Annotated in this window: 12 protein-coding genes; 10 read left to right on the top strand and 2 right to left on the bottom strand. The window is 45.4% G+C overall.

The window, feature by feature from the left end; all coding sequences use genetic code 11:
* Window positions 1–31: 31 nt before the first annotated feature.
* From D0X99_RS05045 to D0X99_RS05035, 3 genes are all read left to right on the top strand, one after another.
* Entirely contained in the window at window positions 32–1936 is a 1905-nt protein-coding gene (locus tag D0X99_RS05045; protein WP_119476561.1) for a DUF4153 domain-containing protein, read from the top strand.
* Window positions 1937–2075: 139 nt separating this feature from the next.
* Entirely contained in the window at window positions 2076–2495 is a 420-nt protein-coding gene (locus D0X99_RS05040; protein WP_119476560.1) for a rhodanese-like domain-containing protein, read from the top strand.
* A 299-nt stretch (window positions 2496–2794) separates the two neighbouring features.
* Entirely contained in the window at window positions 2795–5203 is a 2409-nt protein-coding gene (locus tag D0X99_RS05035; protein ID WP_119476956.1) for a penicillin acylase family protein, read from the top strand.
* A gap of 67 nt (window positions 5204–5270) precedes the next feature.
* Here the strand turns inward: D0X99_RS05035 and D0X99_RS05030 are convergent, their stop codons facing one another.
* Window positions 5271–5723 carry a hypothetical protein gene (locus D0X99_RS05030; protein ID WP_119476559.1) on the bottom strand — a complete coding sequence of 151 codons (453 nt, stop codon included), beginning with the start codon at window positions 5721–5723 and terminating at the stop codon, window positions 5271–5273.
* Between the two features lie 162 nt (window positions 5724–5885).
* Window positions 5886–6983: a Gfo/Idh/MocA family protein gene (locus tag D0X99_RS05025; RefSeq protein WP_119476558.1), complete on the bottom strand. Its 1098-nt coding sequence runs from the start codon at window positions 6981–6983 to the stop codon at window positions 5886–5888.
* A gap of 129 nt (window positions 6984–7112) precedes the next feature.
* Between D0X99_RS05025 and D0X99_RS05020 the strand changes: the two genes are divergently transcribed.
* From D0X99_RS05020 to D0X99_RS04990, 7 genes are all read left to right on the top strand, one after another.
* A complete protein-coding gene (locus D0X99_RS05020) occupies window positions 7113–7565 on the top strand; it encodes a GlcG/HbpS family heme-binding protein (protein ID WP_119476557.1) in 453 nt (150 codons plus the stop codon).
* 78 nt (window positions 7566–7643) lie between these two features.
* Window positions 7644–8807 (top strand): MFS transporter, encoded by a 1164-nt coding sequence (locus tag D0X99_RS05015; protein WP_119476556.1) that lies wholly within the window; start codon window positions 7644–7646, stop codon window positions 8805–8807.
* A gap of 88 nt (window positions 8808–8895) precedes the next feature.
* Window positions 8896–9267 carry a VOC family protein gene (locus tag D0X99_RS05010; protein WP_119476955.1) on the top strand — a complete coding sequence of 124 codons (372 nt, stop codon included), beginning with the start codon at window positions 8896–8898 and terminating at the stop codon, window positions 9265–9267.
* 153 nt (window positions 9268–9420) lie between these two features.
* Complete coding sequence (locus D0X99_RS05005; RefSeq protein WP_147392188.1) at window positions 9421–10470, top strand: aspartyl protease family protein; 1050 nt, start codon at window positions 9421–9423, stop codon at window positions 10468–10470.
* Window positions 10471–10575: 105 nt separating this feature from the next.
* A complete protein-coding gene (locus tag D0X99_RS05000; RefSeq protein ID WP_119476554.1) occupies window positions 10576–11532 on the top strand; it encodes a proline iminopeptidase-family hydrolase in 957 nt (318 codons plus the stop codon).
* 3 nt (window positions 11533–11535) lie between these two features.
* Window positions 11536–12375, top strand: coding sequence for a CHAD domain-containing protein (locus D0X99_RS04995; RefSeq protein ID WP_119476553.1), 840 nt, complete (start codon window positions 11536–11538; stop codon window positions 12373–12375).
* Between the two features lie 81 nt (window positions 12376–12456).
* Entirely contained in the window at window positions 12457–13437 is a 981-nt protein-coding gene (locus D0X99_RS04990) for an NAD(P)-dependent alcohol dehydrogenase (protein WP_119476552.1), read from the top strand.
* Window positions 13438–13529 lie beyond the last annotated feature (92 nt).

Below are 13529 nucleotides of genomic sequence, written 5' to 3'. Positions count from 1 at the left end.
AATCTTAATTTCCAGTTCAATCTACACGGCCATGAAATTCCCCTCACTCCAACATCTCAAGGAAGAAGCAATCACGGCAGCATTTCGGTTTCCGATGAGTTTGCTATGTGCGTTCTTAGGCACCGGATTGGCCATATATCTGGTGGAATTGGATTCGGTCGAGCAAAACTTAGGACTCCTCCACCTCTTGCTGACCCTGGCACTTGGGATTCCTTTGTTTTTTCTGATCGACATTTTTGCTGAAAAACGAGAGCTGACTATGACCCAACGGGGACTGACCTGGATTGGGACCGTTGGAGTATTGGTTTTGATTTACCTGAGTTTTCCTTCCGAAAATCTCCCCGGCAATACCCGCGCACCCTACATCCGATACCTCGTTTACAATCTTGCATTGCACCTGACCGTTGCTTTTATTCCATACCTGGACAGGGGGCAGCTGACAGGATTTTGGAATTACAACAAGGCGCTTTTCATCCGTCTCGTCGTGGCAGTCTTTTTTTCCAATGTCATCAGTTCCGGGATCACGATGGCCCTTGGGGCAATTTCCATCTTGTTTGATGTGGACTTTGAACCGGAGACCTATGCTCATGTCTTCCTCCTAACCCTGGGAATTTTCAACACCTGGTATTTTCTGGCGGGTATCCCTGTGGATTTTATGGCAGAAGCCGCTCTGGAAACCTACCCCAAGGGATTGAAGATTTTTACCCAGTTTATCCTGATTCCTCTGCTGGTAATCTATCTGTTAATTCTGTATTTCTATGGAGGAAAAATCATCCTTCTGTGGGACTGGCCGAGAGGAATAGTTGCCTATTTGATCATTGCGATTTCAGTACTGGGGATATTTACCAACTTGCTACTTTTCCCCTATCAAAAAGAAAAGGAAGGAGGCTGGATCAAGGGATTTTATAGGGCATTTTATTTCCTGCTGGTTCCCCTGGTCGTGCTGCTGTTCATTGCTATCGGAATCCGAATTCAGGAGTATGGCCTTACAGTCAACCGATACATCATTGCTCTGATGGGAGTTTGGCTGGCATTCATCTCCGGATACTTCATCAGCGGCTTCAAAAGCATCAAAACCATTCCCATGTCCCTCGCCATAGTGATGATGCTTTCCTCCTTTGGACCTTGGGGAATGTTCAGCCTGAGTGAGCGCAATCAGCTCGTGCGGCTGGAAAATATCCTGGCTGAAAACAGCATTCTTGTCGATGGAAAAATCAAAAATCAGGTCACTTGGGAGCTGACTTCAACTGGAAATCCACGTCCCAAAAGTGCCAAAAACCGCAATTCCCTAGACCAAAAGCAACTCAACCAAGTCAATTCGATCATTCAGTACCTCGAAAACTATCACGGACTGGAAGGGCTTCGTCCATGGCTTTCCGAAGAGTCTTTTACCGTTTTGGAAACGGCAAACCAACTAGAACTTGACCGAAGCAAATTCATCGTCGAATCTATGGGACTGACATTTGTGCCCGAATATGAGGCCAACTTGGAAGGGGAGTTTGCAATCTCGAAATCAACCTTTTTCCGCTTTGAATTGGAAAAATCCGAAGCCATCCCATTGTCAGGTTTTGATCAGATGGTGCCATTTGTCACCCATCCGGACTATGGGACCGGAGAGCAAATGGAGGTTTTGGATGGCAAAGACTATTCAATCACCAAGCCTGTTTCGATTCGGGAAAATCTGGTTTTCACATGGAAAGGAACTAAAGTGGAATTTAAGACCTCGGAAATGGTTGCGAGCCTAATCGAAAAAAACGGACCCGGTGAAAATCGCACCATGACTTGGGAAGATCTTTCCCTGGACCAGAACAGCGATGGCAGAGCATTTCGACTCATTTTTAAACGACTATCCTTTCAGGCAGGAGACCCCGAATTTGAACGGATTGAAGCGCTCAGTGGAATCATTTTGATACGCGAAAATCCAACACCGGAATAACGTGCCAAAACTCACAGACTCCTACTGTTTGATTTTCCTACTTTTGCTAAAACCAAGCCTTATGAATAACTCTCACTTGGGTAGGATTATTTCCAATCCTAGAAAGGCTCGGCCCCAATAAAAATCAACTTACAATCCGATGAAAAAAATCCTGTTTCTCCTCACAGCAAGTGTATTGGCTTTTACTTCCTGCGAGAGCAAAAAAGAAGTCAACACCGAATCGACAGAGGAAGCATCTACCGTGGCTGTAGTCAATTTGAATCCAACCGAGTTTCAGCAAAAGAGCGCCAACGGAATCGTCTTGGACGTGCGGACTCCAGATGAAGTAGCTCAAGGAAAAATCCCGGGGGCGATGGCGATCGACTACTACGGATCAGACTTCCTAACCAAGGTAAATGAACTTCCTAAAGACAAGGAAATCTACTTGTATTGCGCCGTGGGGGCTAGAAGCCAGGAAGCCGCCAACTTGTTGATCCAGCAGGGATTTTCCAAAGTGTACCACCTGAGCGGAGGCATTCAGGCTTGGAGCCAGAGTGGATTACCGATCAGCCAAAATTAACACTCCACCTAGGTACTTATTCGTCTAAACATTGGGCTGGAAAACAGTCCCAGAGAAAAGAGGATGCTTTTTTCGCATTACCATTGGTTCTACCAATTAAGGCTGTCTCAAAAGTAGTTCGATGTCAGCCTGAGCGGAGTCGAAGGCCATTTCCAAGAACAATGACCACATTTCAACTACGCTCAATTTGACAATCGAAATTTATGAGGCGACCCCATATTTTACCCTGTTATTCCGCTTATCCTTTTTGGGTTGGAGACTTCAATTTTTTTAAAAATCTTTTGAGAAATCGCCCAACCATGAAATGCCCCACCTTGGCTGTATTCCTGCTGTTGTTTGCATCGATGTCTGCATGTACTCAAAGCCTAAAAATCTCCGGACTGAACCAGCCTGTGGAAGTGTACCGGGATTCAAGTGGGATCAACCACATTTTTGCCCAAACGGAACACGATTTGTTTTTCTCACAGGGGTACCTTGCAGCGAAAGATCGACTGTTTCAGTTTGAGCTTTGGAGACGACAAGCGACAGGCACCCTGTCTGAAATTCTGGGTGAGCGGGAACTTGAACGGGACAAAGGGGTTCGTCTTTTCCGATTTAGAGGGTCAAAAAAAGCCGAACTCAACCACTACCATCCCAGGGGGGAGCAAATCGTGGATGCCTTTGTCGCCGGAGTCAACAGCTACATCGAAGAAGCCCGAAAATCCCCCGAACAACTACCTATTGAATTCAGAATGTTGAACATTCTCCCCGAATTTTGGACTTGGGAGGTAGTGATTTCCCGACATCAGGGGTTATTGGGAAATTCGCCTGAAGAACTAAAAATCAGCCGGATCGTCAGTTTGATCGGACCGGAAGAAACCCAAAAACTTTTCCGCTTTCATCCCAATCAACCAGACCTCACGCTCGATCCAAGCATTCCAAAGGAGTTGCTTTTCAAGGATATTTTACATCCATATCAGGCTTTTCGGGCAGCGGTCGTTTTCCACCCCGAAGACATCCAACCTGAATTCAGAAGATCCCAATCCGAGTTTGGAAAAACCCTGACTGAATGGCAAAGTGAATTGGACTTCACACTGGAAGCTGACGCCTTCGCCAAGGGTAGCAACAATTGGGTGGTCTCCGGCAAAAAAACCGAAAGCGGTTTTCCTTACATGGCCAATGACCCTCATCGCCAGAATTCCGTTCCTTCTCTCCGGTATTGGGTACACCTGAACGCACCAGGCTGGAATGTCATCGGTGGCGGGGAACCCGTCATACCGGGAGTTTCGATTGGACATAATGACCATGGAGCTTGGGGATTGACGGTTTTTTCGACGGATTTTGAAGATATCCGCGTCTATGATCTTCATCCCCAGGATCCTGAAAAGTACTGGCACAAGGGAGAATGGCTGAGTTTCCAATCAGTACCTGACACCATTCAGGTGAAGGAGAAAGGCAAGATCCCGGTAATTCACCGCTATTCCATCCATGGACCTGTGACCTTCATCGATGAGGAGCTTCGCAAAGCAGTAGCCTTGGAGTGTGCATGGTTGGAAATTGGCTCGGCACCTTATTTGGCAAGTTTGAGTATGAATCAGGCCAAAACCTGGGAAGAGTTTCGCACTGCGACTACCCTGAATTTTATCCCGGCAGAAAATATGATCTGGGCGGATCGGCAAGGAAACATTGGATGGCAGGCTACGGGAATTCCTGCAATCAGAAAGGGATTTTCGGGATTGGTCGTGACACCTGGAGATGGAAGCAAAGAGTGGGAAGGCTATTTACCCATCGAAAAAAGACCATCATCTCTCAATCCTGCCTCTGGATTTATCGTCACTGCAAATGAAAATGTGACTCCGAAAGACTACCCCTACCCGGAGGCTTTAGGCTATGAGTGGTCGGATGATTTCCGGGGAAAACGGATCGCTGAAGTATTGAACCAAGACAGAAAATTCGCCTTGGAAGAAATGGGTAAACTACAAAATGACTACCTAGCTATTCCAGCCCGTCAGTTGGTCCCCTACCTGGAAAATTTCAGGCTCAACGATCCTCAGGCTGATTCGCTGAGGAAAAGTCTGTTTAGCTGGGATTTTACCCTGGATAAAAATTCCATCCAAGCTGGAATTTACGTGATGTGGGAAAGAGAACTTCGGGATCGAATGAGTGATCTGGTCATTCCAACCTCGGTATCGCCTTACCTTGCAAGCATCTCACTAACCCGGATTTTGGAATGGATGGAAAATCCTGAAAAAATCTTCCCGAAGGATCCTGAAAAAACCCGGGATGAGGTACTCAAAGAAAGTTTCACCAATGCCATAGCTGCACTTCGTGTAAAACTCGGCCCAGATGTCATCAATTGGCAATATGGACAAGCAGCCTACAAGCATGCCCTTATTCGCCATCCTCTAGCCGCAGCGGTAAATCCCTCCTGGGAGAAAAAACTAAACCATGGTCCACTTCCAAGGGGTGGCTATAGCTACACTCCTTCAGCCAATGCATATGGAGACAATAATTCATTTGGAGCTTCCTTTCGAATCTTGGTAGACACCAAAAACTGGGAAAGTACACTGGGAATCAATACTCCCGGACAATCGGGCAATCCTGAAAGTCCTTTCTATGGAAATCTAATTGAACTGTGGGCAAATGACGGGTACTTCAGGGCCCATTTTGAAAAGGCAAAAATCAAAGGTTCTTCCTTCGAACAGTTCACATTACAACCCAAAAACTAATTCTGCCTGACACTAAAAAAGCTGCCCTCACAAGGCAGCTTTTCGGGTAATGAGCAACTTTTGCCAATTAATAAACTTCCAATACCTGATACCGGAGACCATTGAATTCGATCCGGTCTCCTTTTACTTTTCCTTTCATCGCCTCATAAATCGGAGCATGAACTGACAGACCAAAAACTGATTTCCCATTGACCTCCACAGACTCGATAGATGTACTGATGAAAAACACCCGCTGATCGGTCACCACCACGGCTCCTAGTTCCACTTTTTGGCAGACATGGTTCGGATCGATATTTTCCAGAGTCATCAGCTCATTTTTCAGAAAAATCAACTCTCCTTCCATGCGCACTAGCAACTCATTTTTCTCCCGATTGGGCTTTTGATCCTGACTGGCGCTTTCATCATGGGTAGTCAGTTCAGCTCTCATCTGGGTTACTTCTTTTTCAAAATCAGCAATGGTAAGTTGCTGCTTGATGATGCAGGCGTGAAGGATGCTCTCTTTGGAAAGTTCTAGGTTCATGATCAATCAGGGTTTTATTTCACACAAGTATAGACTACTTCCATACTTAAAATCATGATGAAAGTCAGCTTGAAAAATGATTTGAAAATTCTGAATTAATAAACTGAAACCTGGAATTTCTCTTTCGTTTAAACACCCTTCAAACCATTTATTCGCCCAATTTTAAACCTCAACCCTTTTGCCGGTTTCGGCACTTTCCAATATTGACTGGACAATCCGGATATCCCGTAAGCCTTCCTCTCCAGGCACTGCAAATGGCTTTCCACTCCTAATGGCAAGTGCATCCATATCCATCTGATTGGCTTGCTGCCAGGGTACATTGTAGGGGAAATTTATTTCTCCAAGAGGGCTTTTTCCTTTGTTTCCTGCATATCCTTGAAACGGCGACATCTCGATCGTTCCTTTTTCACAGCGGATATTCAGGAAATTGATATTTTCTGCAAAAGAGGTCTTGATTTTGCCTCGCACTCCTCCCGGAAACTCCAATTCCGCTTCCACAATCTCACCCAGTCCATCTCGGTAAACCTCCGGGCGCTCTGTCCAGACTTTGGCGGAAATCACAGCATTAGGCTCCATTCCAGTCCCCAACCGGGCCCCCTGAATGGAATACACTCCCATGTCATAAATCACTCCTCCGCCCATCTCCCGCTTCTGTTTCCAGTGATCAGTTCGACCTTCCCGATATCCGGCCGCACAATCCACCCCCAAAACTTTACCCAAAGTACCCTCGCGGACGATCTTCTGAAATGCCTGCGTGTTGGGTTCATGCTGACAGCGGTATCCAATGGAAAGCCCTACCCCGTTGGCTTTGCATACATCGATCATCGACTGGCATTCCTCCACGGTCACAGCCATGGGCTTTTCGCACCACACCTGCTTTTTTGCCTTGGCTGCACGCTCTACATATTCCCGATGCATGGACGGAGGAAGAACCACATAGACCACGTCGATATCGGGATTATCCTTGATGGAGTCAAAATTCCTGTAGTTGTAAATGTTCTTTTCCGGAATGCCGTATTTGGCCTTCCAAGCTTCTGCCTTGGAAGGTGTTCCGGTGACAATTCCAGCCAAATAGCAATGCTTCGTCTGTTGCAATGCAGGAGCCAGCAAGTCAGTACTGTAATATCCCAAGCCAACCAATGCTACACCGAGTTTATCTTTTTTTAAGGGTTCATTACAGGCCAACAGACTCATGGGGGAAAGTAATCCCAAGCCTCCGGCTAATCCGAGGGTTTTGAGCGTATCGCGTCTTGTCGTCATAGTTAGAAAAGATTTTTATAACCTTAAGGTATTGGATTCCTGCCTTCTTTGAAAATCAGAAGATGCAAGCACCATGGAAAAAACTCGATTATTTCCCTTAATTTGATTGGACACCAATCCCTAACTTCTATGAAAAAGCTCCTTTTTTTAGTGCTGATGGCTTTGCCATTCCTGTCCTATGCTCAAACCAAACCTTACCTGACTTTAGCTGATGCCGAGCGGATCACTGCTGCTGCGGAGGCAAAGGCCAAAGCAGAGGGATGGAATGTGGTCATTGCTATTCTCGACGATGGAGGCCACCTAATTTCCCTCAAGCGGATGGACGGAGTGCAGATCGGCTCGATCGAAGTTGCCCAAGCCAAAGCAAAATCTGCAGTGTACTTTAAGCGTTCCAGCAAAGTCTTTGAGGATGCTATGAAAACCGAGGGCGGAAGCAAAATCGCCACCCTTCCCAGTGCCGTCGGAGTCGAAGGGGGACTGCCGATCTTCAAAGATGGAATCATCGTGGGATCCATCGGGATATCCGGTGTCACTTCCGCTCAGGACGGTATTATCGCAGAAGCCGGTGTGAAAGGGTATTGAACTGTGCCATAGTGAGTATTTGAAATGCCTTTCAGCAAAAGAATTCCTTTGGTTGGACAATACTAGAATCTTGAAAAGTTGAACTACCTCAGCAGAACCGTCTGGATTCTTTCATGGGTCAGCTTGTTTACAGATACCGCAAGTGAAATGCTGTATCCGATCATGCCGATTTATCTGAAAACCATCGGTTTTTCCATCGTGCTGATCGGGGTATTGGAAGGATTTGCAGAGGCTACTGCAGGACTAAGCAAAGGCTATTTCGGAAAGCTTTCTGACCTTTCGGGAAAGCGGGTTCCATTTGTCAGATTTGGCTATGCGCTCAGTGCCATTTCCAAACCCATGATGGCGGTATTCACTTTTCCGATATGGATATTTCTTTCCAGAACAATTGACCGTTTTGGAAAAGGCATTCGAACCGGAGCTCGGGACGCGATGCTTTCTGAGGAAGCCACTCCTCAGACCAAGGGAAAGGTTTTTGGCTTTCATCGATCCATGGATACCCTGGGTGCGGTAATGGGACCTTCAGTGGCTTTGCTTTACCTGTATTTTTATCCTGAAGATTATATCACGCTTTTCCTTCTGGCATTTATCCCAGGAATTTTGGCAGTAGGGGCTACTTTTTTTCTAAAAGACAAAAGGAAAGTTCAGTCTCCTTCCCGGGTTTCCACACCGTTTTTTTCATTTCTGGGCTATTGGAGCGAAAGTCCGAGAGCATATAAAAAGCTAGTGGCTGGGCTCTTGGTTTTCACGCTGTTCAACAGCTCGGACGTTTTCCTCCTCCTTCAGGCCAAGCAATCCGGACTGGACGACTCTGCTGTAATCGGGGTGTATATATTCTACAATCTGGTATATGCGCTGTTTGCGTTTCCGGTTGGAATATTGGCAGATAAACTGGGCCTGAAGTGGGTTTTTATTCTTGGACTTGGGTTGTTTGCTTCAGTCTATTATGGAATGACTGTTACTTCTGGTTTTTATGGTTTTTTGGCACTTTTTTTCCTCTATGGCATATATGGTTCTGCGACTGAAGGAATCTCCAAAGCCTGGATTTCCAACATCACGGAAAAGAAAAATCTTGCCACAGCCATTGGTACTTTTACAGGACTTCAAAGCATTTGCTCCCTTTTTGCCAGTTCCCTGACGGGATTGATCTGGTTTCAGTTTGGAGCTGATATCGCTTTTTTGACGACCGCCACGATGACTGTTTTGGTATTGATTTACTTTCTGTTTGTGCCCAAACCTTAAAAATCCTATTCCGAAATTTATTTATCCCCGTCATTCCCAATTCCAAGAGGGAATCCTTAACTTAATTCTATCCCTTACTTACACTACCATGAAACTCGGAGCTTTTTCCATCAGCCTTTCAGTAAAAAATCTACAGGTTTCCAAAGAATTTTATGAGCGTTTAGGCTTTTCGGTTTTTGCCGGAGGGGAGGCCATGAACTACCTGATCATGAAAAACGAGCAAACGCTGATCGGCCTGTTTCATGAAATGTTTGAAAAAAACATCCTTACTTTCAATCCAGGTTGGGATCAGGATGCAAAAACAGTCGACCCGTTTGATGATGTACGGGAAATCCAAAATCACCTAAAAGAGAAAGGAATACTCTTGGCTCAGGAGACCGATCCAGCAGGAAATGGTCCTGGTAGTATCCTTCTTTTTGATCCGGATGGCAACGCAATTCTGATCGATCAACATGTTTAAAAAGGAATAATTTTTTTTTCCGCCAACTTTCTCATATTTGGGAAAGTTATGAAAATCACCCCCCTCCCTTTCATAATTACTTTACTTTCATTTATTACTCTCTTCCCGGTTTCTGGCCAAGAAAACCCGGACGTCCATTCATTTCCATTTCACATGGAATATCGATGGATTGTTTTTAGAGGGCTGATGAATGGAGTAGAAACTGACTTTGTCTTTGATACAGGGACAAGTTTAGGCATGGCCAACAGTCTAAGTGGGTCACAGGGGAGAATTAGTACTACAGGAAAAACCATGAAAATCCTGGATGTCAACAATGAATTCAAAAACGCAGATCTCGGCAAAACTGACCTTATCCAAATCGGAGGTTTTGAATTCAAAAATGTAATCAGTCTGATCAATGACATGGATCTCCTGTATTGCATGGATGCTTACCTTCTAGGTTCAGATATTATTGGTCAGTTGAATTGGGAAATTGATTTTGAGAAGGAGATCATCAAAGTTTCAAAGAAACCCTTTGCTACCAAGGACGCCGATTTGGTCTTTAAAATTGGATACCTGGATGATAGGCCTTTCACAGGATTGCAAATCGAAAACCTGGCCTATGATCGGTTGGTTTTAATTGACTTTGGCTACACCGGAGTTATCGATATTTCGATAGACCACAAAACCATCCCTTATTTTTTAGCCGAAAAGGAAAAAATGGGGCAGGCAAATTCCTTTTATCGCTATGCCTCCGGAGCGCTGGGATCGAATTCTTTTCCTTCGACCACAATTTTGATGGACAGCATCCGCTTAGGCCAATTTTATCTGCCAATAATCCCGGTGGATTTTGAAGAAAAAACAAAGTCGAAAATAGGTGTGGAATTTTTTAAAACCCTCAGCACAAAAACTATCATCAACAATTCCAAAGCAACGATTGCTATGGATCTCAGGGACCAGCCTGAATTTGAGAAAAGTAACGGAATAGCTATCTCCTTTGAAGAAGGTAAGTTTTTGCTCAAGGGAAAACCCAATGGCCTCACTGCCCAGGATTCACTTATTGATCTGGACGAGGAAATCCTGAGCATCAATGGCTTCAAGGCGGCAGATTTTAAAAATAAATGCCAGTTTCTGGATTGGTATATTTCACAAAGACCGTTTGAAATTCAACTCACGAAGTTGGACGGAACCCAACTGATTTTCCCCAGAATCAACCTAAACTGATTCTTCCAAAAATCATTAATCATCAGGGGTTTGGGCAATGGAAATGAAAAGCTTTATCTTCCCTATAGATAGAAGATTTCATTTTCATGAATCCAACCTCTACCGATGAATCAATCCTCGATTTTCCTTAAGAATCTTTCATTTTTCGCCGTTTTGGCGGTTTTTCTCTCCTCCTGTGCCGACAAAAAAGCACTGGAACCTCACGAGGGATTTGTGGAAGTGACTGGAGGGAAAATCTGGTATGAAGTGGTGGGCGAAGGTCCAAATCCTCCGGTGCTTCTTCTCCATGGTGGTCCGGGAAGTGCAAGCTTTGGTTTTGATCCGCTTCGGGAAATGGGCTATGAGGGGCCAATCATTTTTTGGGATCAACTGGGATGCGGAAGATCCGAAGCACTTACGGATACCACTCTTATGACTCTTGAAAACTTTGTGGATCAGACTGAGCGGCTAAGAAGACATCTAGGCTTGGAAGACTTTGTGCTTTATGGCCATTCCTGGGGCACGATGCTTGGCATTGACTATTACCTGCGGTACCCGGAGGAGGTGAAGGCAATCATTTTCAGCAGTCCGCTATTCAGTACTGACAGATGGATCGCCGATGCAGACACCTTGATCGCCACCTTGCCTGACTCCGTTCAGCAAAATATCCGTCACTATGAATCCACCGGGGAATACGATCATCCCGATTACCTGGCGGCAACTGAGCTTTACTACAGCAAATTTGTAACCCGAAAGGAAAGACCTATGGTGGATCGAAGCCACCTCAAACTCAGCTCAGGTTCAGAAATTTACCGCTACATGTGGGGGCCCAGTGAGTTTATTTCAACCGGCACTCTGAAGGACTTTGACAGACTGGTTGACCTGTCAGCAATCAATGTCCCAACCCTTTTGGTCTGTGGGGAATTTGATGAATCACGGCCTGAGACCATCCAGTTTTATTCCAGCTTGATCCCGGATTCGAAGGTGGAAATTATCCCCGATGCTGCACACAGCACCCTAAATGACAATCGGGAGGCCATGATGACCGTAATCCGTGAGTTTTTGGAAACTGTAAAAAACTAATCCATGACAACAGGATCTGCCTATCTGAGGAAGCGAAAGTCAGCACTGAAATTCCTGATCCGAACTCCAAAAAGGAGGTTTGGTCAGGATCGCTTTCACCTCCTGAGGGTGGAAATCAAAAAATTGAAAGCTGCGCTCTACCGGATGGAATTTCTGCTCCCGGAATTTGACCGAAAAAAATTCTACAAACCTTTCCGTAAACTTTTTGCCCAGGCGGGGCGAGTCCGGGAGTTCCAGATTGAAAAAGATCTTTTGAAATCGTATGGGCAGCCGGAGTCAATTCCGGAATACATGAAATACCTGGACAAAAACATCCAAAAAGAACGAACCCGCTTTTTCCAGCTCCGTAGTTTGCGCCTCAATTCCAAAATCCAAAAACGCCTCAAAGGTCTTGGGAAGCAGATTCGAGAAGTTAAAAACCTAGATCCTTTTCCCTATTTCAAAAGCCTGACAGAAGAAATTAAACTCTTGCTTTCCTCAGGCTCTTTGGAAGTCGAAAGCGCCCATTTGCTCAGAAAAAAGCTCAAAAACCTGAAGTATAATCTGGAAAGTATCCTTGGTGAAAAATTTGCCCTTCAGCATCCGGAGCAGGAAAATCTCGTGAATCTCCTGGGTACATGGCATGACTTGGTGACGGTACATCAGACCATCCAAAACGAACTCCAAATCGCTCCTTTACATGAGGAAGAGAAAAACAGCCTGCGAAAAATCAACCAAAAGATTAAAGCGGATTCGAAGCGGATTTTTGAGGAAATCAACCAGAAAATCCCGCTGTTTGACGATTTCATCCTCCCTCCTAACCTGAAAAAACGTGGAATGAAAAACTCCATTCCCTCATTCTGACCATCGATAATCCGTTAAACATCCGAAAAGCACTTTCACCACACCTCTTTTTTCAATACTCCAAGACGATTTTCCTGCTTTATGAAAGCTTCTGTTCGCCATTCCTACTGCCCCATAGATTCCATCCGACTTGAAAATATCCCCATCCCCGAACCCAAAGCCGGGGAAATACGGGTCCGAGTCATGGTCACCACAATCAATCGCACCGACCTGGGAGTACTGACCGGAAAGCCCTATGCCATGAGGGCTTTTGCGGGATTTCCAAAACCGCGTTACGCTGTAACCGGGACGGATTTTGCAGGAGTCGTGGACCAAGTGGGCGACGGAGTCCAAACGTTCAAAGTCGGCGACCGGGTATGGGGATTTTGGGATCATGGGCAGGGGACCCATGCGGAATTTGCCTGCATTCCGGTCAAATACCCCATTTTACCCATTCCTGATGAAGTGAGCTTTGAAGAAATCGTAGCCTGTGGGGAAGCAGCTCATTATGCATACAATTTCCTGAACAAAGTAAAATTGGAACCCGGAAACCATGTCTTGGTTAATGGGGGAACGGGCGGAATTGGCTCCGCAGCAATCCAATTGCTGAAAACCAGAGGAATCCAGGTCACCGCTGTTTGCCATGCGGTAAATGTGGATCAAGTGAAATCTTTGGGAGCTGACCGGGTGATTGCACTGGAAAAAACAGATTTCACTAGGGAAAACAACTCCTATGATTTTGTCTTTGACGCAGTGGGAAAAAGTCGGTTTTCCCTTTGTAAACCAATCCTCAAACCAGGAGGAATTTACATTTCCTCCGAACTTGGACCGAATTGGGAAAACCTCACCTTGGCCTTGATTACTCCTATCCTAGGTGGAAAAAAGGTCATTTTCCCTGTTCCTGAATTAATTTTCCAAAGTATGGAAGCGATTCAAGCCCTGTTGTTGGAGGGGAAATTTCATCCGTTGATCGATGACCGTCGCTTCCGATTGGGTCAGATCAAAGAGGCTTTTCACTATGTGGCCTCCGCAAAAAAGATCGGGAATGTAATTTTGGAGATCGGAAAAGAATCTATCGGATAAAAATCAGACTATCCATTTTCAGTTGCTCAATCTTACCTTACTAGACTGACCAAAATCAGGAATCATTTCAACTTGGCGTTCAATGGAATATC

Origin of the sequence: Algoriphagus lacus (genome assembly GCF_003583985.1) — a bacterium.
Lineage (GTDB): Bacteria > Bacteroidota > Bacteroidia > Cytophagales > Cyclobacteriaceae > Algoriphagus > Algoriphagus lacus.
The sequence above is the reverse complement of the archived record's forward strand: the minus strand, read 5'-3'. Positions and strand labels throughout refer to the sequence as shown.